Annotated in this window: 21 protein-coding genes; 20 read left to right on the top strand and 1 reads right to left on the bottom strand. The window is 61.3% G+C overall.

The genetic code is table 11. The features are described 5' to 3' along the window. Positions 1-113: 113 nt before the first annotated feature. The 9 genes from alaS (at position 114) to nusB (ending at position 10,828) form a co-directional block, all read left to right on the top strand. Positions 114-2,801 (top strand): alanine--tRNA ligase, encoded by a 2,688-nt coding sequence (gene alaS, locus RWL87_RS03310; protein WP_313968904.1) that lies wholly within the window; start codon positions 114-116, stop codon positions 2,799-2,801. A 2-nt stretch (positions 2,802-2,803) separates the two neighbouring features. Beyond that, complete coding sequence (gene ruvX / locus RWL87_RS03315; protein ID WP_313968905.1) at positions 2,804-3,367, top strand: Holliday junction resolvase RuvX; 564 nt, start codon at positions 2,804-2,806, stop codon at positions 3,365-3,367. Continuing rightward, the gene (gene mltG, locus RWL87_RS03320) at positions 3,364-4,557 is read left to right on the top strand and encodes an endolytic transglycosylase MltG (RefSeq protein ID WP_313968906.1); all 1,194 of its coding nucleotides are present in this window, start codon (positions 3,364-3,366) and stop codon (positions 4,555-4,557) included. Before ruvX ends, mltG begins: the two co-directional genes overlap by 4 nt. A gap of 200 nt (positions 4,558-4,757) precedes the next feature. After that, positions 4,758-5,693: a shikimate dehydrogenase gene (locus RWL87_RS03325; protein ID WP_313968907.1), complete on the top strand. Its 936-nt coding sequence runs from the start codon at positions 4,758-4,760 to the stop codon at positions 5,691-5,693. A gap of 119 nt (positions 5,694-5,812) precedes the next feature. Beyond that, the gene (gene aroC, locus RWL87_RS03330; RefSeq protein ID WP_313968908.1) at positions 5,813-7,030 is read left to right on the top strand and encodes a chorismate synthase; all 1,218 of its coding nucleotides are present in this window, start codon (positions 5,813-5,815) and stop codon (positions 7,028-7,030) included. Next, positions 7,030-8,475, top strand: a complete 1,446-nt coding sequence (locus RWL87_RS03335; RefSeq protein WP_313968909.1) for a shikimate kinase — start codon at positions 7,030-7,032, stop codon at positions 8,473-8,475. Before aroC ends, RWL87_RS03335 begins: the two co-directional genes overlap by 1 nt. A gap of 25 nt (positions 8,476-8,500) precedes the next feature. Beyond that, positions 8,501-9,628, top strand: a complete 1,128-nt coding sequence (aroB, locus tag RWL87_RS03340) for a 3-dehydroquinate synthase (protein WP_070629805.1) — start codon at positions 8,501-8,503, stop codon at positions 9,626-9,628. A gap of 226 nt (positions 9,629-9,854) precedes the next feature. Beyond that, the gene (gene efp, locus RWL87_RS03345; protein ID WP_005505932.1) at positions 9,855-10,418 is read left to right on the top strand and encodes an elongation factor P; all 564 of its coding nucleotides are present in this window, start codon (positions 9,855-9,857) and stop codon (positions 10,416-10,418) included. Continuing rightward, positions 10,418-10,828: a transcription antitermination factor NusB gene (gene nusB / locus RWL87_RS03350; RefSeq protein WP_005505934.1), complete on the top strand. Its 411-nt coding sequence runs from the start codon at positions 10,418-10,420 to the stop codon at positions 10,826-10,828. The genes efp and nusB overlap by 1 nt, the downstream gene beginning before the upstream one ends. A gap of 351 nt (positions 10,829-11,179) precedes the next feature. Here nusB and RWL87_RS03355 read toward each other — a convergent pair whose 3' ends face one another. After that, a complete protein-coding gene (locus RWL87_RS03355) occupies positions 11,180-11,905 on the bottom strand; it encodes a methyl coenzyme M reductase subunit gamma (RefSeq protein ID WP_313968910.1) in 726 nt (241 codons plus the stop codon). A 292-nt stretch (positions 11,906-12,197) separates the two neighbouring features. Between RWL87_RS03355 and pyrR the strand changes: the two genes are divergently transcribed. From pyrR to RWL87_RS03410, 11 genes are all read left to right on the top strand, one after another. Further along, entirely contained in the window at positions 12,198-12,866 is a 669-nt protein-coding gene (gene pyrR / locus RWL87_RS03360) for a bifunctional pyr operon transcriptional regulator/uracil phosphoribosyltransferase PyrR (RefSeq protein ID WP_313968911.1), read from the top strand. Then, positions 12,863-13,864 (top strand): aspartate carbamoyltransferase catalytic subunit, encoded by a 1,002-nt coding sequence (locus tag RWL87_RS03365; protein ID WP_313968912.1) that lies wholly within the window; start codon positions 12,863-12,865, stop codon positions 13,862-13,864. Before pyrR ends, RWL87_RS03365 begins: the two co-directional genes overlap by 4 nt. Positions 13,865-13,894: 30 nt before the next feature. Further along, the gene (locus RWL87_RS03370) at positions 13,895-15,196 is read left to right on the top strand and encodes a dihydroorotase (protein ID WP_313968913.1); all 1,302 of its coding nucleotides are present in this window, start codon (positions 13,895-13,897) and stop codon (positions 15,194-15,196) included. A gap of 205 nt (positions 15,197-15,401) precedes the next feature. Beyond that, complete coding sequence (locus RWL87_RS03375) at positions 15,402-15,941, top strand: hypothetical protein (protein WP_313968914.1); 540 nt, start codon at positions 15,402-15,404, stop codon at positions 15,939-15,941. Positions 15,942-16,111: 170 nt separating this feature from the next. Beyond that, on the top strand, positions 16,112-17,299 hold the full coding sequence (gene carA / locus RWL87_RS03380; RefSeq protein WP_070676498.1) for a glutamine-hydrolyzing carbamoyl-phosphate synthase small subunit: 1,188 nt from the start codon (positions 16,112-16,114) through the stop codon (positions 17,297-17,299). Then, positions 17,300-20,620 (top strand): carbamoyl-phosphate synthase large subunit, encoded by a 3,321-nt coding sequence (carB, locus tag RWL87_RS03385; protein WP_313968915.1) that lies wholly within the window; start codon positions 17,300-17,302, stop codon positions 20,618-20,620. It begins immediately after the preceding gene. Then, positions 20,620-21,477: an orotidine-5'-phosphate decarboxylase gene (gene pyrF / locus RWL87_RS03390; protein WP_313968916.1), complete on the top strand. Its 858-nt coding sequence runs from the start codon at positions 20,620-20,622 to the stop codon at positions 21,475-21,477. Before carB ends, pyrF begins: the two co-directional genes overlap by 1 nt. 466 nt (positions 21,478-21,943) lie before the next feature. Then, positions 21,944-22,324 carry an integration host factor, actinobacterial type gene (mihF, locus tag RWL87_RS03395; RefSeq protein ID WP_070666537.1) on the top strand — a complete coding sequence of 127 codons (381 nt, stop codon included), beginning with the start codon at positions 21,944-21,946 and terminating at the stop codon, positions 22,322-22,324. Positions 22,325-22,365: 41 nt separating this feature from the next. After that, positions 22,366-22,923, top strand: coding sequence for a guanylate kinase (gmk, locus tag RWL87_RS03400; protein ID WP_012903499.1), 558 nt, complete (start codon positions 22,366-22,368; stop codon positions 22,921-22,923). A gap of 296 nt (positions 22,924-23,219) precedes the next feature. Next, entirely contained in the window at positions 23,220-23,678 is a 459-nt protein-coding gene (gene rpoZ, locus RWL87_RS03405) for a DNA-directed RNA polymerase subunit omega (protein ID WP_005505953.1), read from the top strand. A gap of 37 nt (positions 23,679-23,715) precedes the next feature. Beyond that, on the top strand, positions 23,716-25,137 hold the full coding sequence (locus RWL87_RS03410) for a bifunctional phosphopantothenoylcysteine decarboxylase/phosphopantothenate synthase (RefSeq protein ID WP_313968917.1): 1,422 nt from the start codon (positions 23,716-23,718) through the stop codon (positions 25,135-25,137). Positions 25,138-25,269: the final 132 nt, after the last annotated feature.

Consider the following 25,269-nt stretch of genomic DNA (forward strand, 5'->3'; position numbering starts at 1 on the left):
TTGTCCATTAACCACGGTACGAGGGTGGCTCGATTAGCCATTTTGCTCTCGGACAGGCACCATAGGTCAGTAGACTAATTTAGAATTTCGCACAGATTACTCTAAGGAACGAGATGCTCTCACAGGAGATTTCCAAGCGCTGGATCGATTTCTTCGCTTCCCGCGGCCATACTGTGGTGCCTTCGGCATCGCTGATTTCGAACGAGCCCGGCGCTATGTTCACCATCGCCGGTATGGTGCCGTTCATTCCCTACTTCCTGGGCCGTGAGACCCCTCCGTTCTCCCGCGCGACCAGCGTGCAGAAGTGCATCCGCACCCTGGATATTGAAGAGGTCGGTAAGACTGCGCGTCACGGTACCTTCTTCCAGATGGCTGGTAACTTCTCCTTCGGTGATTACTTCAAGGAGCAGGCGATTCCTTTCGCTTACGAGCTGCTGACCACCCCTCAGGATAAGGGTGGTTTCGGTCTGGATCCGGAGCGCCTGTGGGTCACCATTTACGAGGGTGACGACGAGGCTTTCGATATTTGGCACAACAAGGTGGGTTTCCCTGCTGAGCGTATTCAGCGCATGGGCATGAAGGAAAACTACTGGTCGACCGGCCAGCCCGGCCCTGCAGGCCCCGACTCGGAGATCTTCTACGACCGTGGCCCCGCGTACGGTAAGGAAGGCGGCCCGGCGGCTGACGACGACCGTTACATTGAGATTTGGAACCTCGTGTTCATGCAGTACCAGCGTGGCGAGGGCATCGGCAAGGATGACTTCGAGATTCTGGGTGACCTGCCGAAGAAGAACATCGATACCGGCCTGGGCGTTGAGCGTCTGGCTATGCTGCTGCAGGGTGTTGAGAACTTCTACGAGACCGACCAGGTCCGCCCTGTTCTGGATGCTGCTTCTAAGCTGTCCGGTAAGAAGTACCACGGCTCTGAGTCCGCTGAGGATGAGGGCTACGAGGACGACGTGCGTATGCGCGTGGTGGCTGACCACATCCGCTCCTCGCTGATGCTGATTGCTGATGGCGTGACCCCTTCGAACGAGGGTCGCGGCTACATTCTGCGCCGCCTGATGCGCCGTGCGATTCGCGCTATGCGTCTGCTGGGCGTGACTGAGCCCTGCCTGCCCGTGCTGTTCCCGGCTTCGCGTGACGCGATGAAGGGTGCTTTCCCGTACGTTGCTGACGACTTCGAGCGTATTTCGCGTATTGCGTACGCTGAGGAGAAGGCGTTCCTGCACACCATTGAGACCGGTACTGAGCGTCTGGAAGAGGCTGTTGCAGCCGCTAAGAAGGATGGCTCGAACTCTGTTTCTGGTGCTGAGGCGTTTGCTCTGCACGACACCTACGGCTTCCCGATTGACCTGACCCTGGAGATGGCTGCTGAGGCTGGCGTGAAGGTGGATGAGAAGTCCTTCCGTGAGCTGATGGCTGAGCAGCGTCACCGTGCGCAGGCTGACGCTAAGGCGAAGAAGGGTGCGTTTGCCGACCTCTCCGAGCTGCGTAAGCTCGTGGACGAGCGCGGCTCCATCTTCACCGGCTACACCGAGCTGCGTACTGAGACTAAGCTGCGCGCAATTCTGGTGGACGGCGTGTCTGTTCCCGTTGCTAAGGCTGGCAACAAGATTGAGGTTGTCCTGGACGAGACCCCGTTCTACGCGGAGGCTGGTGGCCAGGCAGCTGATACCGGTGTGATTACCGGTAACGGCTTCATCATTGACGTTCAGGACGTTCAGCAGCCCGTGAAGGGTCTGAGCGTTCACCGCGCCGTTGTGCGTGAGGGCGAGGTTCACACCGGTGCCGATGTTGTGGCACAGGTTGACGTTCAGCGCCGCCGCGACGGCGAGAAGGCGCACTCGGGTACCCACATCATTCACGCTGCCCTGCACCAGGTGCTCGGCAACGAGGCTACCCAGCGTGGCTCCTTCAACAAGGAAGGCTACCTGCGCTTCGACTTCGCGTGGAACGAGGGTCTGTCCGAGTCCGCTAAGCGTGAGGTTGAAGAGGTCGCTAACCTCGCTATCCGCGACAACCACGAGGTGATTACCCGTGAGATGCCGCTGGCTGAGGCTAAGGCTCTGGGCGCTATGAGCCTCTTCGGTGAGAAGTACGGCGACGTGGTGCGTGTTGTTGAAATCGGCGGCGAGTTCTCCCGCGAGCTCTGCGGTGGTACCCACGTTGGTTCGTCCGCTGAGATTGGTTCGCTGACCCTGCTGACCGAGGGCTCTGTTGGCTCCGGTAACCGCCGTGTTGAGGCTCTGGTGGGTCTGGATTCCTTCAACCACCTGGCTGCTGAGCGTACCCTGGTGAACCAGCTGACCGGCCTGATGAAGGTTCAGTCCTCCGCTGATCTGCCGGAGAAGATTAACCAGACTCTGGCTAAGCTGAAGGCTGCTGAGAAGGAACTGGCTCAGCTGCGCCGCGAGAAGCTGCAGGCTGAGGCTGGCAAGCTGCTGGAAAACGCACAGACCATTGGTGCTGTTCGCGTTCTGGCACATGACGCTGGCGAACTGGACGCTAACGGCGTTCGTGAGCTGGCTCTGGATCTGCGTTCGCGCTTCGGCTCCGAGGCCGCTGTTGTCGCCGTGGTGGGTGTGGCTAATGGCCGCCCCGTCGTCCTGGTGGCAACCAATGAGGGCGCTCGTGAGGCTGGCGTGAAGGCTGGCGCTCTGGTCCGCGTTGCTGCCGGTGTTCTCGGCGGCGGTGGCGGCGGTAAGGACGACGTCGCTCAGGGTGGTGGCCAGGACGCATCCAAGATTGGTGCTGCACTGGACGCTGTCCGCGACGCTATCGCACAGGCTCAGGCCTAAACATGGCAGAATTCCAGCGCGGAGTGCGGATGGGTGTCGATGTGGGTAATGCCCGCGTCGGCACCGCCCTCAGCGACCCCGACGGCATTCTTGCCACCCCGCTCAAGACATTGCGCCGCGACGCGAAGAAGAACTCTGACCGCCGCGTCCTGCGTAAGCTGATTGAGGTGAACGAGGTGGTGGAGGTGTTCGTCGGCCTTCCGAAGACCATGCGTGGTGGGGATTCTCCCTCCACTGAGATGGCTCGGGAGTACGCTCAGGCTCTGCGCTCCGAGCTGGATTCCGAAGAGAAAACACACATTAACATTTGGCTGGTGGATGAGCGACTCACCACCGTGAGCGCTCACCGTGCACTGCACGAGGCTGGGGTTTCCAGCCGAGATTTCAAGACTATGGTTGACCAGGTGGCGGCTGTGAACATTCTGCAGTACAGCCTGGATGCCCTCAAGGCGGGGCAGTCCGTAGCCGGGTACAAGGTGAGCGATCCGGCCCACGAAGAAAACCGACCGTGCGAGTCAGAAGGGACCATGGCCGGTGCCGTCAACGAAACGGAGAACCTTCAGTGACCGAACAGAATAAACAGCCCGAAGAAAGCGGGCTCGACCTCTTTAGGCCGACGGCTGAGGATGAACGTAAGGGCATTACCGGCATCACGATGGAACAGGAAATCGTGTCGGTGGCTACGTTGCGTGCGCGTAAGCGCCGCCGCCGCGCCATCATGCTGAGCGCAATTTCCCTGTTTGTCGTGGCTCTGGTCATCATTTCTGGTGCCCTGATTACCCGCTACGACCCGTTCAAGAATCGTGACTACTCGGGTAACGGCAACGGCACGACCGTGACGTTCACGATTCGTTCTGGCCAGTCCACCGCGCAGGTGGCGCAGGAGCTTGAGGCGGCGGGCGTCATTGCTGATGCTGATAAGTTCGTTGAGGTGTACACCAAGGAGAGCAAGGGCAAGTACCTGCAGCCTGGCACCTACGAACTGCAGCAGCACATGAGCAGCTCGAGCGCTATTAGCACCATTATTGAGGCGAACAGCAACGTTCTGTACCTGGCAATTCCGCAGGGTAAGCGCGTGAGCGAGACCGTTGACCTGATTGTTTCTGGTTCGGACGGTGCGTTCACCCGCAAGCAGGTTGAGGACGCGATCAGCAACTACACCCAGTACGGTGTGCCGAGCAACTTCCCCTCGATTGAGGGTTGGCTGCACCCGGGTGAGTACCGCTTCCCGAAGGATACCGACATCAAGAAGGTCATTCAGACCATGGTTGATAAGACCAAGGCTGACCTGAAGGAAGCCGGCGTAAGCGGCGACCAGAAGATCTTCGAGGTTCTGACCATCGCATCCATCGTGGAGCTTGAGGCTCAGCCGAAGGACTACGTGGCGGTTGCAGGCATCATTGAGAACCGTCTGAACAACCCCGATGGTGAGACCTCGGGTCTGATTCAGTCGGATGCGACCGTGACCTACGGTCTGGGTGTCCGTTCGTACCACTTGACTGAAGAGCAGAAGGCCGATAAGAGCAATAAGTACAACACTTATGCGAATAAGGGTCTTCCGAAGGGTCCGATTGGTTCCCCGCAGCTGGCTTCGATTAAGGCAGCAGCGGCTCCTGAGAAGAACCCGTACTACTACTGGGTGACTGTGGACCTGGACTCCGGTGAGACTAAGTACTCCCGCACTTACGCTGAGCACCAGCGTTATGTTGAAGAGTACAACCAGTGGTGTTCTAAGCACCCGAACCGCTGTAGCTAAGCTGCAGCTGATTGGTTCAGCCGGTAGCTACGATTTGGTGGCTTCGGCGTGAAGGTTCCTTGCTGAGGCGGGTGCCGCCTCCACGAGAGTGGGGGAGGTGCCCGCCTTTGCTGTACCCGCTAAAATGGGAGGTGGCCCCCGCGGCCGTCCCTGTACCCAGCGTTGAGAACGATCCCCAGCGTGAGAGCGAAAGAGAGCCGATGAAGACTGAACCGTATCGCGAGGCCCCGTATCTTCGCCGTGCCTACGTGCTGGGGCACCCTATTGCGCATTCGCTGTCGCCTGCGCTGCATCGGGCGGCGTATGACTTTTTGGGTGAGGCGAATCTTGAGTATGATCGCCGCGATACTCTGCCCGATGATTTGCCGGAGATTATGCACGGCGTGCGTCACCCGAAGGGTACGGAGGACGCCCCGTATATTGCGGGTCTGTCGGTGACGATGCCGCTGAAGACCGCAGTTATCGAGTATTGCGATGAGCTGAGCGAGACTGCCCGCGTGACCGGTGCGGTTAATACGGTGTATCCGCGTGGTGAGAAGGTTCTGGGCGATAACACGGACGTGGTCGGCATTGTGAACGCGCTGCGTCATGCCGGCTTGGAACCGGAGCCACTCAAGGATTCTGCCGCGATTGTGGGTGGGGGAGCGACCGCTATTTCTGCCCTGACCGCCTTGCACGCGCTGGGTTACCGCTGCGTGAGCGTGTACGCCCGTTCCCTGCATAAGCTCGGTAGCGTGCAGGAGGCGGCGGACCGCCTGGGTGTTCAGCTGGAGCAGGTTTCCCTGGCTGAGCTGCCGCAGAATCTTGCGGAGCGCGGTCATCACCCGGTGGTGTCTACTCTTCCTGCCCATGCGGCGGATGAGTGGGCGAGCCAGCTGAGCGGGCTGAAGGGCGCCTCCGCAACGCACCGGCCGGTACTGCTCGATGTTGCGTATAACCCGTGGCCTTCGGTGCTAGCGAGCGCCTGGGAGGCGAACGGCGGCACGGTGGTGTCCGGCTTGGAGATGCTGCTGTACCAGGCGGTGGAGCAGGTGCTGCTCTTTACCGGCCGTGAACTGCAACCCGCCGAACTGCTGGGTCTAATCAACGCGATGTGCGCGGCGGTTGATCTTGCGCCTCGCGCTTCCGTTTCGTGAAAAAAGCGTGCTTCCACTCGCTCAGTAAACAGGCATTTTATACACTATTTATACACGTGAAGAATTATTATTCCTTCCTCCTGCGCTTCGGTGCGGGTGCGATGAAAAGAGGTTAACCTATGGCTCTGCGTTGGCTCACTGCCGGAGAATCCCACGGCGAGGCGCTCGTCGGCATTATTGAGGGCGTGCCCGCTGGTGTGGAACTCACCAGCGACATGGTGCGTGACGCCCTGGCTCGCCGCCGACTCGGCTACGGCCGCGGTGCCCGCATGAAGTTTGAGGAGGACCGCGTACGCATCCTGGGCGGTGTGCGCCACGGCCTGACTCAGGGCGGCCCGGTCGCGATTGAGATTGCGAACACCGAGTGGCCCAAGTGGACTGACGTGATGAGCTCTGACCCGGTGGATCCGAAGCTGATTGAGAACCGTGCGCGTAATGCGGCGCTGACTCGTCCGCGCCCCGGTCACGCTGACTTTACCGGCATGCAGAAGTACAACTTCTCTGAGGCTCGCCCGGTGCTGGAGCGCGCCTCCGCTCGTGAGACTGCGACCCGCGTGGCTCTTGGCGTGGTTGCCGCCCAGATTTTGAAGGCTCTGGGTGTTGAGCTGGTTTCTCACACTGTTGCTGTGGGTGGCGTGCACGCTCCCGAGGGCGCCCCGGTGCCTTCGCCTCGCAATGTTGATCAGCTGGACGCTGACCCGCTGCGATGCTTCGACAAGGCAACCTCCGACGCGATGGTTCAGCGCGTGGATGAGGCGCACAAGGACGGCGAGACTCTCGGCGGCGTGGTTGAGGTGCTCGCGTACGGTATGCCTCCCGGACTGGGTTCGTATGTGCACTGGGACCGCCGCCTGGACGCACGCCTTGCCGCAGCTCTGATGGGTATTCAGGCGATTAAGGGCGTTGAGGTTGGCGACGGTTTCGCGACCGCTGACCGCCCGGGCACTGCCGCTCACGATGAGATTTCCATTGGCGAGCACGGCGTTACCCGCGATACCAACCGCGCAGGCGGTATTGAGGGCGGCATGAGCATTGGCGACCTGCTGCGTGTGCGCGCGGCAATGAAGCCCATTGCGACCGTGCCGAAGGCTCTGAAGACCATTGACACTTCCACCGGTGAAGAGGCTCGCGCCCACCACCAGCGTTCGGACGTGTGTGCTGTTCCCGCCGCCGGCGTGGTGGCGGAGGCTATGGTCGCCCTGGTGCTCGCTGAGGCGGCACTGGAGAAGTTTGGCGGCGACTCGATTGGTGAGACTCGCCGCAACATGGATTCCTACCTGGACGCTATTCCGGCGTCTCTGGCGTGGGAGTCTAACGTTGCCGGTTGGGACGAGTAGTGCCTCTTCCGGTTGAGCCTGCGGGCGTTCACCCCGTCGCGTCGAGCCCCCTTGCACGTATTGCTGCGGCTGCGCAGCGTGCGCGAGGGGGCGCTTCGCCGCGCCCGGATTCTGGTCTATCGGAGTCCGGTGCCGCGGTGGAGGCCGAGCAGGCTGCATCCGCTGAGGTTACCGCGCGTGAGGCAGGCGCTTCTGGCTCTTCTGCAGCTTCTGAGGCAGGCTCCAAGGCTACTGCTTCGGTTTCTGCTGCCCGCGCGGCGTCTCGCGTGCCGACCCCGGCTGACCTGATGCGTTCGGGTGTTCGCCCCCTGCCCGCCGCTGCCGCGAGCACGCAGGGTGTGCGCCTGTACGCCTCCTCGGTGTCTGAGGACGCTGACCCGGCGCTGGGCCTGGACGAGGACCTGCGCCTGAAGTTGCTCAGCGCCCTGCAGGGCATGGGCACCGCTCAGGACGATCATCAGGAGGAACCCCGCGAGGAACCCGCGAAGGCGGAGGCTCCCAAGCCTGCCGCACCCAAACCAGCACCCCCGAAGCCCGCGGCACCCAATCTCACTGCCCCCAAGCCGGCACCCCCGAAGCCTTCTGTGCCTCAGCAGGATCAGCCTGTTGAGGTATCGGGGGAGAGCGCAACCTCTGCCCCCGCGCCTAAGCCGTTGCGCCCGACCCCGGCGCTGTTCGGCAAGGTGCAGGTTTCTGAGGCCGAGTCTGTGGCCGAGGAAATCGCGGCGGTGGACTCCGCCGAGGCCGCGGCCGAGATTGAGGCGCGCGCCGCATCCGAGGCGGAGCTGAACGCCGAGCTCGAGCCCGTTGAACTCGAGGCCGGCGAGCTTGAGGAGTCCGCCTGCGGCGCCCGCATCCACCCGCAGCAGGTGCGTGAAATGCACGAAAACTTCGCGGAACGCTCCCGCCCCATCGTGCTCATTGGCCCCATGGCGGCAGGTAAGACCTACATTGGTACGCACCTGGCGCGTTTCTACGGCTACGAGTTCCTCGACGCCGACCAGCTCATCGTGGAACGCTACGGCGAAGTCTCAGAAATCTTCGAGATTTTCGGTGAGGCGCACTTCCGCGAGCTCGAACGCAAGACTATCGAAGAGGTCCTCACCTCGCCCGTGTACCGCAACACGGTGTTCTCCCTCGGTGGCGGCGCACCCATGACCGACTCGGTCGCGGAGCTACTCAAGGACGAATGCGTGGTGTACATCCTCGTTGATGCTGAGACCGTCACCCCGCGTATTACCGGCAACAAGACCCGCCCGCTGTTGCAGCCGAACCCGGTTGAGCGGTGGACCGACATTTTTGAGCGCCGCCGCAGCCGCTACGAGGAGCTGGCGCACTTCACCCTGGACGCACGAGGCGGCCGCCCCATCACCGAGATGACCGCCGAAATCCAGGCGTACGTGACCGCAACCCGCGCCTCCCGCGCGCAGCGCCCCCAAGCATAACCCCTCACCTGTGAAAGGACACATGATGAGCACTCAGCCCACCCCCACTTTCGGTGCCTCCGGCGCGGAAGATATTACCCGCATTCCGGTGACCGGCAGCTCCCCGCGTGAGAACTATGAGGTTCTCATCGGCCACAACCTGCTCGGTAAAATTCCCGAAATTCTGGGCAACCGCACCAAGAAGGTGCTCGTGATTCACCCGCGTGCTCTGCGTTCCACCGGTGAGCTGGTCATGGAAGACCTGCGTGCCATGGGCTACGAATCGTTCAGCGCCGAAATTCCGGACGCTGAGGAGGCAAAGCACTACCAGGTGGCTGCGTTCTGCTGGCAGGTGCTCGGTCAGAACGACTTCACCCGCACCGACGCTATTATTTCCGTGGGTGGCGGCGCTATTACCGACGTTGCCGGCTTCGTGGCGGCAACCTGGCTGCGCGGCGTGCGCGTCATCCACATTCCGACCACCCTGCTCGGCATGGTGGACGCTGCTGTGGGCGGTAAGACCGGCATCAACACCGCCGAGGGTAAAAACCTGGTCGGCGCGTTCTGGCCGCCCGCCGCGGTGCTCTGCGAGATTGGCACCCTGCGCACTCTGCCCGAGCACGAGCTGCTGACCGGCATGGGTGAGGTCGTCAAGTGCGGCTTCATCGCAGACCCCGAAATTCTTGACCTGATCGAGGCAAACCCGGACGCCGTGCGCGACTCGCAGTCCGCCGTCATGCGCGAACTCATTGAGCGTAGCGTGCGCGTGAAGGCTGAGGTTGTCTCCGAGGATCTGCGCGAGTCCGGCCGCCGCGAAATTCTGAACTACGGCCACACCCTCGCCCACGCGATTGAGCGCAACGAGCGTTACCAGTGGCGTCACGGCGCGGCAGTGTCCGTCGGTATGGTCTACGCCGCCGAACTGGCGCTGGCAACCGGCCACGCCGACGAAGAACTCGTGGCACGCACCCGCCGCATCCTCGAATCTCTGGGACTGCCCACCTCCTACAAGGCGGACGCATGGCCCCAGCTGCTCGAAGCAATGCGCCGCGACAAGAAGGCGCGCGGTAACCTGCTGCGCTTCATCATCCTGGATGGTTTGGCTCGCCCGCGCGTGTACGAGGTGCCGGACGATTCGATTCTGTACATGACCTACCAGGAGATTACCGAGTAGGTGATGAGTCCCGTACATTCACCGGAAGCACACGCCACGCGACCGCCAGCATACGGCAGCCAGCATGCGCCAGCCGGGTGGGGTGCCACAGAAACTGTGGCACCCCTGCTAGGCAAATTCGTGCGCATCCTGTAGAATGTACGGGACATATTTTTGCTCATTGAAAACTTAGCGCCGCGCCGGGTACCACTACGGCGTGGGCGTCGATGACACGAAGGAGAGCCCCATGGCATCCACTACCGATATTAAGAACGGCGCCGTCCTGAAGATTGACGGCAACCTCTGGTCCGTCGTAGAGTTCCAGCACGTTAAGCCCGGTAAGGGTGGCGCGTTCGTCCGCACCAAGCTGCGCAACGTTACCTCCGGCAAGGTCGTCGACCGCACCTTCAACGCTGGCGCTAAGATCGAAACCGCAACCGTTGACCGCTCCGACTACCAGTACCTGTACCAGGACGGCGACGACTACGTCTTCATGGACATGAAGACCTACGACCAGATCAACGTTCCCGCAACCGTTGTCGGCGACGCAGCAAACTACATGCTCGAGTCCCAGACCGCAACCATCGCAATGCACGAGGGTAGCCCCCTGTACATCGAGCTGCCCGCATCCGTGGTCCTCGAAATCACCTACACCGAGCCCGGCCTGCAGGGTGACCGCTCCACCGGCGGCACCAAGCCCGCAACCGTTGAGACCGGCTACGAGATTCAGGTTCCCCTGTTCCTGGAGACCGGCACCAAGGTCAAGGTTGACACCCGCACCGGTGAGTACCTCGGTCGCGTGAACGACTAATGAATTCGCGTACGAAAGCCCGATTGCGCGCCCTCGAAGTGCTCTTCGAGGCGGATCAGCGCAACGAAGATTATATTGAGGTACTCCGCCGCCGCCGACTGTACACGGTAGCGCAGATTTCTGCTTACTCTGAAGAAATCATTCGTGGCGTCCGCGACCACGACGAAGAGATCCGCGAGTTTGTTGAGACTTACGCCCGTGACTGGTCCTTCGAGCGTATGCCCGCCGTGGACCGTGCCGTGCTGCGTATCGGCACTTGGGAACTTCTGTACAACGACGAAGTTCCGGATGCTGTCGCAATTTCTGAGGCTGTCGGTCTGGCGCGTGTGCTGTCCACGAATGAATCTCCGAAGTTCGTGAACGGTCTGCTGGATAAGCTCCGTCAGGTGAAGCCGACCCTGCTCGCGTAACACGTCCCGCCGCGGCATGACTGCTAGCTTTTATGGCTGGTTGGTTTGCTGCCGTTGAGGATGCGCCCGCAGGGGAGCGTACGTGAAACCCCCGCCGTACTGTAGTTCGCTACAGGACGGCGGGGGTTTTCTGTGCCTAGGCTTTGTCACCGAATGCGGAGGTGTAACGGATGTGCCGGGAGGCTTCACCGGACAACGCAGGCGGGGGAGTGCCCCCTCTGCGGCGCTGAGCGCCTTGAGGACGGAGCCCCCGCCCCGCGTGCCCGGTATGCGCCTCCTTCGGTATTAGCTACTCGCTTTGGGCGGCTGCGGATGCTTCGCGTGCCCGGTATGCGCCTCGTTCAGTATCAGCTACTCGCTTTGAGCGGATGCGGTCGCCTCGCTCGTAGCGTCTGCTTCGTCTCCGCAACCGTTATGAAGGGTTTCAGATTTGATAACAACAAACGCGTTATCTTCGGAACGGCGAACAACAAAGACCCGTCGCGTTAGCTGAGGGTCCTTAAATTTCTTGCCCTCAGCAGTGCGAACGTTGCTCCAGTCTTCACAGAATGTGATGGTTGCGCCAGTGTTGTATGAGAGAGAACCATCGTCGTTCATGGTTCCATAGGTGACTGGATCGATGTTAGAGAAGGTAATTTCGCCCTTGAGAGGACCACGGCCTTCTTCTTCTAAGAACTTTCGAATATTCTCCACCTCCTCCTTTGTTTCTTCAAGGAAGTGTTTACTCACGTGCCGGAGCAGCTCTTCATCACTCGTGTGCTCCAGGTTCCCATGCATCCATGCATTCCAAACGCGTCGGTACTGTTCCAACGCATCGTATGCAGCCTTGAGGGTCGCATCTGCTGCTTCCTTCGACGGGTTATCCAGATCAACGTTCGCACGAATCAGCACGGGCTCATAACCCGTCGGGGTAGGCGAAGGAGTGGGAGTTGCGGAAGCCTCAGCGCTCGCCGACTCAGTACTTGCGGAAGTAGAAGCACTAGATTCTGCGCTGACCTGCGCGCCGCCGGAACATGCGGACAGGGTGAGCATCATTGCCGCAGAGAGCACGGCAATAGAACTACGGTTAAACATCATTGTTGATTCTTTTCTGGTGTGTGGTTGTGTAAACCGCAGAATTATCCACGCAACAACGTGTGGAATTCAGCGGAATGTTATCGGTTGATGCCATTACCCTAACATACATCCGCAGAGCACACACCCCGGATTATTGTTTGTCCATTTAGAGACTTGGTGTGCGCTTCATTTCCGCAGCCACCTCACCGTGAGGGGTCTCTCGCCGAACCTGAACGTAGCCTGTGAACTGTGGTACCCTACTAGAAGCACAAAACCTTTAAATCCGTCCCGTGAGGCGGGGAAGGAGACGGCTATGCCTGGGTCAACTGTACCCACATCCGGCGCGAATCAGGGGCGAAATGTAACCGCAGCCCCCCATTCGGCAACCCCTCAAAACGCCTCCGAGGACGCGACCACCGTCGGCCGCACCATCCTCAGCGAGGACGAAATCCGCCGCGCCCTCACCCGCATCGCCTACGAAATCATCGAAACCAACAAAGGCGTAGAAAATCTCGTACTCATCGGCATCCGCTCCCGCGGCGTGCCCCTCGCCGTACGACTCGCCGCCCGCATCCAAGCCATCGAGCCGAACTTCAACGCAGAAACACGACTCGGCGCCCTGGACATCACCGCCTACCGCGACGACCAGCCCACCGGCGGCACCACCTCCCCAGAAAACGCGGGGGAGAGCATCATGCCCACCATCGGCATTGAAGGCAAAACCGTAGTCCTCGTTGACGACGTCCTCTACTCCGGCCGCACCGTACGCGCCGCCCTCGACGCGCTCAACGCCCACGGACGACCCGCCCTCGTACGCCTGGCAGTCCTCGTAGACCGCGGACACCGGCAACTACCCATCCGCGCCGACCACGTGGGCAAAAACCTGCCCACCAGCGCCAGCGAAACCGTGCGCGTCGTACTCACCGAAACCGACAACGCAACAGACCGAGTTGACATTATCCAGCTGGGAGGGCTCTCATGAAGCATCTGCTCGACACCCGCGAACTAACCCGCGAAGAAGCCATCGAAATCCTCGACGTCGCCGACTACATGGCGCAGGTCAAAGCCGAAAACCGCACCCTGAACGTGCTCAACGGCAAGACCGTCGTCAACCTCTTCTTCGAGGACTCCACCCGCACCCGCCTCTCCTTCGAAGCCGCTGAAAAGCGCCTGGGTGCAGCGGTCACCAACTTCTCCGCTTCCGGCTCCTCCGTGTCTAAGGGCGAGTCGCTCAAGGACACCGCGCAGACCCTCAAGGCAATTGCCGCGGATGCGTTCGTGATCCGCCACTCCGCATCCGGCGCGCCGCAGCGCCTCGCTGAGGCAGGCTGGACCGACATCCCCGTACTTAACGCGGGCGACGGCACCCACGCGCACCCCACCCAGGCCCTGCTCGACGCTGTCTCCCTGCGCCAGTACAAGGCAGAACGCGACGGCCTCGACAGCCCCCGCGGCACCGACCTGTCCGGCATGCGCGTGCTCATCGTCGGCGACATCCTGCACTCGCGCGTGGCACGCTCCAACCTCTGGCTGTTGCACACCCTCGGCGCGCAGGTCGTCTTCGTGGCACCGCCGACCCTGCTGCCGCTGAACACCGCCTCCTGGGTTGAAGAAGCCGGCGTAGAAATCTTCCACGACTTCGACGAAGCTATCGCCACCAACCCCGACGCCGTCATGCTGCTGCGCATCCAGAAGGAACGCATGAACGCCGCGTACTTCCCCTCCGCAGAGGAGTACACCGAGTTGTGGGGCCTGACCGCCGAGCGTTTCGCAACCCTGCAGGCGCAAACGCAGCCGGTCGCAATCCTGCACCCGGGCCCCATGAACCGCGGCCTGGAAATCTGCACCGAAGCCGCCGACGCCACCAACTCCTGGGTCCTGCGCCAGGTCAGCAACGGCGTGGCGCTGCGCATGGCGGTGCTCTACCTGCTTCTGACCGACGGCTCCAGCGCCAAGCTCTACGCCGGCGACGAATCCTAAACGACCTTCCTAACGAGAGGAACCAACACCATGAGCAAGTACCTGATCAAGGGCGCAAGCCTCTACGGCGAAAAGGTCGCCGACATCCTCATCGAGGACGGCGTGATTAGCCGCATCGCAGAGAACATTGACGCCGCAGACGCACAGGTCGTCGAGGCGGCAGGCCAGGTGGCGCTGCCCGGCCTGGTCGACATCCACACCCACCTGCGTCAGCCCGGCTACGAGGCATCCGAAACCGTTGAGACCGGCACCCGCGCCGCAGCCCTGGGCGGCTACACCGCAGTGTTCGCCATGGCAAACTCCATGCCCGTTGCCGACACCGCCGCAGTCGTTGAGCAGGTTGACCGCCTCGGCAAGGAATCCGCATGGTGCCGCGTGCAGCCCATCGGCGCCGTGACCGTGGGTCTGAAGGGCGAGCGCCTCTCCGACATCGGCGGCATGGCGAATTCCACCGCGAACGTGCGCGTGTTCTCTGACGACGGCATGTGCGTGTACGACCCCGCAGTGATGCGCCGCGCCCTCGAATACGTCAAGACCTTCGACGGTGTGATTGCGCAGCACGCGCAGGAGCCGCGCCTGACCGAGGGCGCCCAGATGAACGAGGGTAAGGTGTCCGCTGACCTGGGTCTGGCTGGTTGGCCCGCCGTCGCAGAGGAGGCAATTATTGCCCGCGACGTGCTGCTGGCTGAGCACCTGGACTCCAAGCTGCATATCTGCCACCTGTCCACCAAGGGCTCCATTGAGGTTGTGCGCTGGGCTAAGTCCCGCGGCGTGAAGGTGACCGCGGAGGCAACCCCGCACCACCTGCTGCTCACCGACGAGACCGCACGCACCTACGACCCGGTGTTCAAGGTGAACCCGCCGCTGCGCACCGAAGAGGACGTCATGGCGCTGCGCCAGGCAGTCGCCGACGGCATCATCGACGTGATTGGTACCGACCACGCACCGCACCCGGCAGAGACCAAGGAATGCGAGTGGGCGTGCGCCGCGAACGGTATGACCGGTCTGGAGCAGGCGCTGTCCATCATTCAGATGACCTTGGTTGACACCGGCATGATTACCTGGCGCGATGTGGCTCGTATCCTCTCCGAGGAGCCCGCGAAGATTGGTCGCCTGGACCACGAGCAGGGCCGCCCGCTTGCCGAAGGCGAACCGGCAAACATTGTGCTGGTCGACCCCAAGGCAACCCGCGTGATCAAGCCGGAGGAGCAGGCAACCAAGGGTAAGAACAACCCCTACCGCGACATGGAGGTGCCCGGCTCGGTCCGTGCAACCTTCTACGCCGGCCACCCGACCGTGCTGAACGGCGAGCTGGCAACCCCGCGCAAGTAAGCTCGCGCAGGTTTAGTTCGCGCCGCTGAGTTTGCACAACTGACCTGCGAGGCGAACCGCGTAGTGACCGTGCCTGGCGGTGGTGGGTTCCGCGCCTGCCACCGCCTCGCCGGGAGGTTCAACCGCGCCGGGAGCACCGCCCTCCAACCCCATCAACCCAGGCCGAGAGAATCGACCGAGACCCCAACCGAAAGAGAGAACCTTCGTGGGAAAGTTCCTGACCGCCGTCATCTGCATCGCCCTGGTCGCCCTGTGCATCTACGGCATGTGGCACGGGTGGCGCTCGCGCCTGGCACGCCAGGCGAACATGTTCGGTTCCCTCAAGGAAGTTCCCGAACGCTACGAAGGCATGACCGCTGACGCCGCTTTCGAGGGCGAGTACGTCAGCACCACCATTTTCGGTAACTGGCTGGACCGAGTGGGTTTCGATTCGCTCGGATTCAAGAGCAAGTCCACCCTGCTGATTTACCCGGACAGCATCATCTTCACCCGTAACGGCGCGAAGGACCTGTGGATTCCGGCGAAGAAGCTTGCGGTCATCACCACTGACCGCGGTATGGCGGGCAAGGTTGTGGAGAAGAACGGCCTGGTCGTGATTGGTTGGACCCTGGATGGTCACCGCGTGCAGACCGGCTTCCGCACCCGCTACGCAGAGGACAAGCAGGCGGTACTGCGAGAGCTGCGCCGCGTCGCCCCGAACGCTGTGGATGCACCCGAAAAGTGGGCGGCAGAACCGGAAGCCTAACCGGCATCGGGGACAACCCGGACCAACATCCCCGGCGCACCCGCACACCCATAGATTTAGCCTGACGGCAGGCGAACAACCCGCCGAAGGCACCATAGACTACCCCGGAACCTGCACGGTAGAGGCCGTACAGGAAGCGGGGGAGAACACCAGAGAAAAGGAAGAAGAGCATGACTGACATGACACGATCCGGCGCCCTGCGTACGGACCGCGCGCTGCTCGTCCTGGAGGACGGCACCGTCTACCGCGGCTACGGCTACGGCGCAACCGGCGCGTCCCTGGGCGAGGCGGTTTTCTCGACCGGTATGACCGGCTACCAGGAAACCCTGACCGACCCCTCCTACGCGGGTCAGATTGTGGTTCAGACCGCTCCGCATATTGGCAACACCGGCGTGAACAAGACCGACGCTGAGTCCCGCAAGATTTGGGTTGCCGGCTACGTGGTTCGCGACGCTGCACGCGTGGCATCCAACTGGCGTTCTGAGCGCACCCTCGACGAAGAGCTCATCGAGCAGGGCATCGTCGGTATTCAGGGCATTGACACTCGCGCCCTGACCCGCCGCCTGCGTTCGAGCGGTTCGATGCGTGCGGGCGTGTTCTCCGGTGAGCACGCAGAGCGCCCCGAGGCTGAGCTGCTGGAGGAGGTGCGCGCCTCCGAGCCGATGGCTGGCCGTAAGCTCGCTGACTCCGTTTCGGTTGACACCGCCTACACTGTTGAGCCGCACCAGTTCAACTGGTTCGCACCCCCGGTCGCGACCATTGTCGCCCTGGACCTGGGTATCAAGTCGATGACCCCGCAGCGCTTCGCTGAGCGCGGCGTGCGCGTGCACGTGCTGCCCGCAAGCGCAACCCTCGAGGACATCTACTCCCACAACCCCGACGGCGTGTTCTTCTCCAACGGTCCGGGTGACCCGGCAACCGCTGACGAGCAGGTTGAGCTGCTGCAGGGCGTGCTGCGTAAGGGCACCCCGTTCTTCGGTATCTGCTTCGGTAACCAGCTGCTCGGCCGCGCCCTGGGCTTCGGCACCTACAAGCTGCCCTTCGGCCACCGCGGCATCAACCAGCCGGTCATGGACAAGACCACCGGCAAGGTTGAAATCACCGCGCAGAACCACGGCTTCGCTGTGGACGCCCCCATTGGCGACTACGTGACCGCACCGAACGCCGAGTTCGGTCAGGTTATGGTCTCCCACGTGGGTCTGAACGACAACGTGGTTGAGGGCCTGACCTGTAAGGACATCCCCGCGTTCTCCGTGCAGTACCACCCCGAGGCTGCTGCGGGCCCGCACGATTCCGCCTACCTCTTTGACCGTTTCATCGACCTGATGGTCGCAACCAAGACTGCAAAGGAAGCATAAATGCCTCGTCGTACTGACCTTAATAGCGTCCTCGTCATCGGTTCCGGCCCCATCGTCATCGGTCAGGCTGCGGAATTCGACTACTCCGGTACTCAGGCGCTGCGCGTGCTGAAGGAGGAGGGCGTGCGCGTCATCCTCGTGAACTCGAACCCGGCAACCATCATGACCGACCCCGAGTTCGCGGACGCCACCTACATTGAACCCATCACCCCCGAGGTGATTGAGAAGATCATCGAGAAGGAAAAGCCGGACGCAATCCTGCCGACCCTGGGTGGTCAGACCGCACTGAACGCGGCAATCTCCCTGGATGAGCGCGGCGTGCTCTCCAAGTACAATGTTGAGCTGATCGGCGCGAACATTGAGGCGATTAACCTTGGTGAGGACCGTGAGGCATTCAAGGGCGTGGTGGAGCGCGCCGGCGGCGAGTCTGCACGCTCGGTGATTGTTCACTCCATGCCGGAGGCGCTGGAAGCCGCTAAGGAGCTGGGCTACCCGATGGTGGTCCGCCCCTCCTTCACCATGGGTGGTCTCGGCTCGGGTATGGCGTACAACGAGGAAGACCTCTACCGTATTGCCGGTGCCGGTATTCAGTACTCGCCGACCAGCGAGGTCCTGCTGGAGGAGTCCATCCTCGGCTGGAAGGAATACGAGCTGGAGATGATGCGTGACACCAACGACAACGTCGTGGTCGTCTGCTCCATCGAAAACTTCGACCCCGTGGGTGTGCACACCGGTGACTCCATCACCGTGGCACCCGCACTGACCCTGACCGACCGTGAGTTCCAGAAGCTGCGCGACATCGCGATCAACGTGATTCGTGAGGTTGGCGTGGACACCGGTGGTTGTAACATCCAGTTCGCGATTGACCCGAAGACCGGCCGCATCATCGTTATTGAGATGAACCCGCGCGTGTCTCGTTCTTCGGCGCTCGCATCGAAGGCTACCGGCTTCCCGATTGCGAAGATCGCAACCAAGCTGTCGCTGGGTTACACCCTGGACGAGATTCCGAACGATATCACCCAGAAGACCCCGGCGTCCTTCGAGCCGACTCTGGACTACGTGGTCGTGAAGGTTCCCCGCTTCGCGTTTGAGAAGTTCCCGGCTGCTGACCCGACTCTGACCACCACCATGAAGAGCGTGGGCGAGGCTATGGCTCTGGGCCGTAACTTCACTGAGGCTCTGCAGAAGGCTATGCGTTCGCTGGAGCAGAAGGGTGCGTCCTTCTCGTTCAAGCCGCTGTCCCTGTCTGAGGCTGAGCTGGCTGAGCTGATTGAGAAGACTAAGGTTCCGACCACTCAGCGTATCTACCAGGTTCAGCAGGCTCTGCTGGCTGGTGCTACCGTGGAGCAGTTGCACGAGGCCACCAAGATTGACCCGTGGTTCCTGGATCAGCTGGTGCTGCTGAACGAGGTTGCTGGTGTGGTGTACGAGAAGCGTGACCACCTTGACCCGGAGACCCTGAAGCTGGCCAAGCGTCACGGTTTCTCTGATGCTCAGATTGCTGAGATTATCGGCTCTTCTGAGGATGTTGTGCGCGGTGTTCGCCACGCTCTGGGTATCCGCCCGGTCTTCAAGACTGTTGACACCTGTGCTGCTGAGTTTGAGGCGTTCACTCCGTACCACTACTCCTCCTACGACCTGGAGGATGAGGTTGCGCACCACGAGAAGCCCTCGATTATGATTCTGGGTTCGGGCCCGAACCGTATCGGTCAGGGTATCGAGTTCGACTACTCGTGTGTGCACGCTTCGCTGGTGCTGCGTTCGCTCGGTTACGAGACTGTCATGGTCAACTGCAACCCCGAGACCGTTTCGACCGACTACGATATTTCGACTCGCCTGTACTTCGAGCCGCTGACCCTTGAGGATGTGCTGGAGATTGTTGAGTCGGAGCGTCGTACCGGCGGTCTGATGGGCGTGTTCGTGCAGCTGGGTGGTCAGACTCCGCTGAAGCTGGCTCGTGCCCTGAAGGATGCGGGCGTGCCGATTCTGGGCACCACCCCCGAGGCTATTGACCTGGCTGAGGACCGCGGCGAGTTCGCTCGCGTGCTGGAGGAGGGCGGCCTGATTTCGCCCAAGAACGGTACCGCGTTCACTTTCGAGGGTGCTAAGCGCATCGCTGACGAGATTGGTTACCCGGTTCTGGTGCGTCCTTCGTACGTGCTGGGCGGCCGTGGCATGGAGATCGTCTACGATGAGGCGAACCTGGCTCGCTACCTGGAGAACGCTACCGAGGTTTCGCCTTCGCAGCCTGCTCTGATTGATAAGTTCCTTGAGGACGCTATCGAGATTGACGTTGATGCCCTGTTCGACGGCGAGGAGCTGTACTTGGGCGGCGTCATGGAGCACATTGAGGAAGCCGGTATTCACTCGGGTGACTCCTCCTGTACTCTGCCCCCGATTACTCTCGGCCCGGACATCATCGCTAAGGTGAAGGATGCTACCGAGAAGATTGCTCGCGGCACCGGCGTGCGCGGCCTGATTAACATTCAGTTCGCGTACGTGTCTGAGAACCTGTACGTGATTGAGGCGAACCCGCGTGCATCCCGTACCGTTCCGTTCGTGTCGAAGGCTACCGGCGTGCAGATGGCTAAGGCTGCTGTGCTGATTGGTCTGGGTAAGACCATTGCTGAGCTGAAGGCTGAGGGCTACCTGCCGTCGAAGATGGATGGTGCATCCCTGCCGCAGGAGACCGCGATTGCTGTGAAGGCTGCAGTTCTGCCGTTCGCTCGTTTCCGCACTCCCGAGGGTGTCGTGGTGGATTCGCTGCTGAGCCCGGAGATGCGTTCGACCGGTGAGGTCATGGGTCTGGATAAGCACTATGACACCGCGTTCGCGAAGGCTCAGGCTGGTGCCGGTTCGCCGCTGCCGACCTCCGGTAAGGTGTTCATTTCGGTGGCTAACCACGATAAGCGTAACGTCATTATTTACGCGAAGATGCTGGAGTCGCTGGGCTTCGAGATCGTTTCGACCGGCGGTACCGCTGAGATTCTGCGCCGTAACGGCCTGAACTCGGTGATTGTGGCGTCGAAGTTCGCTGAGGCGAATGGCGACCACTCGATTGTGGACATGGTCCGCAACGGTGACATTGATCTGATTCTGAACACCCCTGCCGGTGGTGCTGCTCGTAGCGATGGTTACGAGATTCGTGCCGCTGCGGTTTCGGTGGGTTGCCCGGTCATGACCACTATTTCTGAGTTCGCTGCGGCTGTTCAGGCGATTAATGCTCTGCGTGAGCACAGCTGGGACATCATGAGCCTGCAGGAGCACGGCGTTCAGCTGGCTGCCGCTGTGGATGCTCGTTCCGAGGGTGGCGAGGCGTAATGTCCGCTGCTTTTGGTGATCGCCTGGCGAAGGCGATGGCGGAGCGCGGCCCGCTGTGTGTGGGTATTGACCCGCATCCGAACCTGCTGGAGCAGTGGGGTCTTGAGGATTCCGCTGCCGGTCTGGCGGCCTTCACCGAGGCTGTGTACGAGGGTTGCGCCCCGTTTGCGGCGGCGTTGAAGCCTCAGGTGGCGCTGTTTGAGCGTCACGGCTCTGCCGGTCTTGCCGTGCTGGAGGCGCTGGTCGCCCGCGCTGCCGCTGATGGTGTGCTGATTGTTGCTGACGCTAAGCGCGGCGATATCGGTTCGACCATGAAGGCGTACGCGGATGCGTGGCTCGGCTCCTCTTCGCCGCTGGGTACCGATTCGGTGACCCTGAGCCCGTACCTGGGTTTTGAGTCGCTGCGTCCGGCGCTAGATTTGGCTGATCAGAATGACCGCGGCACGTTCGTGCTGGCGCTGACTTCGAACCCGGAGGGTAAGAGCGTTCAGCACGTGGGCGCTTCGGAGTCCGAGGGCGCTGTGGCTAAGCGTATTATCGCTGCGGCTACCGCCGAGAATGCTTCCCGCGAGTGGGAGCAGATGGGCCCGTGCGGCCTGGTGGTTGGCGCAACCGTTGGTCAGGCGCTGGTTGATTTGGGTATTGACCTGAGCGTGTTCAACGGCCCGATTCTGTCGCCCGGTTACGGCGCGCAGGGCGCTTCGGCGGCTGACCTGTACCGCGTGTTTGCGGGCGTTGAGTCGCAGGTGCTGGTGAATTCCAGCCGTGGCGTGCTGGCTGCTGGCCCCTCGGTTGAGGGTCTGGCGAAGGCTGCGCAGGCGGCTCGTGATGACCTGTTGGCGGCTCGCGGCGCATAGTTCGCGTGTTGTGTGAGGGGCGTGTGCTCCGGTGGATTCTGTTGAGAGTCTGCCGGGGTGCGCGCCCCTTTTGCGTGCCCAGGTTCTGATATCCAGTTTCCGATACCCGATTTCCGCGCCCATTTCCCCCCGGGGAGCGTCGCTGTTTTGGCCGTTTTTGCCCCCGTTTTTGGGTACACCAGCATGCATAATTTTGTCCCCGCATACCCGCGCCGATGCGAGTTTGCTCACCTTGGCAGCAGGGGAGTGCGCCTGCTCTTCGAGGCGCGTGCGTGGCTCCGCTTTTGATAGGGCGAATACTCCGCTATGCTATAGGGGTACTCCCTGATATTTACGTGCTGACGTGCGTAGACGCATTGTTGGTGCGAGGGTGAGTGCCGCGGGTGGAACGAGGATTCTCGTGCTATCCGTGTTACATTAGTTGATAAGTAAAATTCTATAACTCGCAGAAATGGGGGACCCAACCATGCCGCTGACTCCGCTAACTGAGGATGCGCGCGCCTCCGCCCGCGAGAAGGCAGTACTTGCCCGAGCACACCGCCAGGAAATTAAGCGTGCACTGAGTGACCGTGAACTTTCCGTGCGTCAGGTGCTTGATATGGTCGATTCCGACCCTGCACTGGCTAAAATGCCGGTGGGGCAGATGTTGCGCGCACTTCCGGGCATTGGTGCCGTTCGAGCTGAACGCATCATTGAAGAACTTCATATTGCACCGACTCGCCGCCTTGGCGGCCTTGGTGTACACCAGCGTCGCAAGATGGTGGAGTACTTCAACCGTAATTCGCGGTATTTGAACCGTGCACGTCGCAGGACTAATACTCTGCCTCCTGAATCTTCTCAGCCCTAACACATCGTGCCTTCAGCCGATGAAGGCACAGTAAGGAAGCTATGTCTCAGCCGACTCTCACCGTACTGGCTGGCCCCACTGCTGTTGGCAAGGGTACGGTGTGCCAGTACATTCGTGAGAACTACCCGAATGTGTGGTTCTCTGTTTCCGCTACTACTCGTGATCCTCGCCCCGGTGAGGTTGACGGTACTCACTACTATTTCGTTTCGATGGAAGAGTTTGACCAGATGATTGCTGACGGTCAGATGCTTGAGTACGCTGTGGTGCACGGTAAGAACAAGTACGGTACTCCGCGCGCTAAGGTCCAGGAGGCTCTGGATGCTGGCCGCCCGGTGATTCTTGAGATTGACCTGCAGGGTGCTCGCCAGATTCGCGAGACCATGCCGGATGCTCGCCTGATTTTCTTGGCTCCTCCGAGCTGGGATGAGCTGGTGTCGCGTCTGGTCGGTCGAGGTACCGAGAGTGAGCAGGAGCAGGCTCGTCGCCTTGAAACCGCGAAGGTTGAGCTGGCTGCTGAGAAGGAATTTGACGTCACGGTCGTCAACGACACTGTTGAGCGTGCAGCGAAGGAGATTGCTGAGCTGATTGGCGCCGCCTAATCTGCATGCTTTGCGTTCGCGGTGGGGCTAGGGTTTCTTCCGACCTGTGGTTCTGCCGTGAGGCGTTGTGAAGGGTGGGGGTTCCGAAGAGTTTTCTTCGGCCCCCACCTTTTGTCTGCCCTGTGTCTGCTGGTTCAGGGTTTTATCTGGGCTGGTACGTGCGTTTTAGCCGTTGAGAGGGTAGAATAGTTCTTTAGTTTTGACCGTGCCCTCAGTCTGCCCGGTTTGCGCCATAGCGCGAACGGTGTGCGGGGGTGTTCGGTACGTACATTCCATCAAGCTATTTGGAGTTTTTAGTGGCAAACGAAATCAAGGAACACGAGGACTACAACTTCGTTGACGGTGTCGCTCCCGAGGGCATCGTGAGCCCCAGCGCTGACGCGCTGATTGAGAAGGCTGAGTCCAAGTACGGCCTGGTGATTTTCGGTGCCCGCCGTGCACGCCAGATTAACGCGTACTACGCTAACCTGCAGGACAATACTGCTGCGCACGTTGGCCCGCTGGTTGACGCTGAGTCGAATGAGAAGTCCCTGTCGGTGGCAATGCGTGAAATCATTGCTGACCGTGTTGTGGCGGAGCACCGCCCGGACGCAAAGTTCGACGAGGACGGCTACCCGATTCCCGAGGATCTGTCCGCTGTGATTGATTTCAGCGCGGCTGAGTTCCCCGGCGCTATCGAGGAGGAGTACATCCCCGCAGGTAGCGAAGAGGTTATTGCTATCGAAGAGGTTATCCTCGACGAGTCCGCTGAGTAATCTGCGTTCTTTCAGGTTAAGGATTCTTTAACGTACCATGCGCATTATCGTTGGTATTGGAGGGGGCATTGCTGCGTATAAGGCGGCGATGCTCCTTCGTCTTTTTGCGAAGAATGGCGACGAAGTGATTGCCATGCCCACCCCGAACGCGACGAAGTTCGTGGGTGTTCCCACTCTGGAGGCGCTGAGCGGCAACCCGGTGTCGACGGACGTGTTTGACCGCGTGCCGGAGGTGAACCATGTGCGTCAGGCTGAGCAGGCTGACGCTGTGGTGATTGCCCCGGCGACCGCTGATTTGCTGGCTCGTTTGGCGGCTGGTCGTGCGGACGATTTGCTGTCCTCTACGGTGTTGACCACGCACGCCCCGGTGATTTTGGCGCCCGCGATGCACACCCAGATGTGGGAGCATCCGGCGACTCAGGCGAATGTGCAGACCCTACGTTCGTGGGGTTATCACGTGATTGAGCCTGCGATTGGGCGTTTGACGGGCCCGGATTCTGGTCCGGGTCGCATGCCTGAGCCGGAGGATATTTTCGCGGTCGCGCTGGACGTGATTAAGCGCTTCCCGAAGGGGCAGGTGCACCCGGTGTACACGCCCGGTTACGCGCCGACTGAGCCCCTGTACACGGGTACGGAGCAGGAGCGTATGGCTGCGGCACGTCAGGCGACGCTGACCTCGGCGCTGCTCGGTCAGACTGAATCTGGTCAGGTTGAACCCAGCCAGGCTGGCGCATCCGGTCCGCTGCGTGGCCCGCTGGCCGGTCGCCTCGTGGTCATTACCGCCGGCGGTACCCGTGAGGCGCTGGACCCGGTACGCTTCCTCGGCAACCGCTCGACCGGCAAGCAGGGCGTGGCGCTCGCGGAGGCGGCACGCGATCTGGGCGCGACCGTGCACCTGATTGGTGCGAACCTTGAGGTTCCCGCGCCGGAGGGTGTGCAGGTGACCCGTGTGGTGAGTGCCCTGGAGTTGCGTGAGGCGACCCTGGAAGCGAGCGCGGTGGCGGATGTGCTGATTATGTCCGCGGCGGTGGCTGATTTTAGGCCCGCCGAGTTTGCCGAGTACAAGATTAAGAAGAGCGCCGATTCTGAGGATGCGCCGGTGATTCAGCTGGTGCGTAACCCGGATATTCTGCGTGAGGTCGTGGTGCGCCGCCAGCAGGCTCGCGAGGCGGGGGATAGCGTCCTCGGTCCGAAGCTCATTGTTGGTTTTGCGGCGGAGACCGGCTCGGCGGAGAAGACGCCGTTGGAGCTGGGCCGTGAGAAGCTACAGCGTAAGGGCACGGATTTCTTGGCGGTCAATACGGTGGGTGTGAATCGTGGTTTCGGCACGGACGATAACACGATTACGCTGCTGTCTACTCTGGTTGATGAGGCGCCGGTGTTCTCCGGTTCGAAGAAGGAGCTGTCGGTGCGCCTGCTGGAGCATGTGGCGGCGTTCCTGCCTGAGCTTTCTGCCTAAGAGTCCTGGCGCGCCCGCGTAGCTACTCAGCTAGTGCGCGCTCGCTTACATCTTTTCAAAGCCCGTGCGGTGCCTCCTGGGGGTGCCGTGCGGGCTTTGCCGTACCCACGCAGTATTACCGCGCGAGGTTCT

Source organism: uncultured Rothia sp. (assembly GCF_963555405.1).
In the GTDB taxonomy this organism is placed as follows: domain Bacteria; phylum Actinomycetota; class Actinomycetes; order Actinomycetales; family Micrococcaceae; genus Rothia.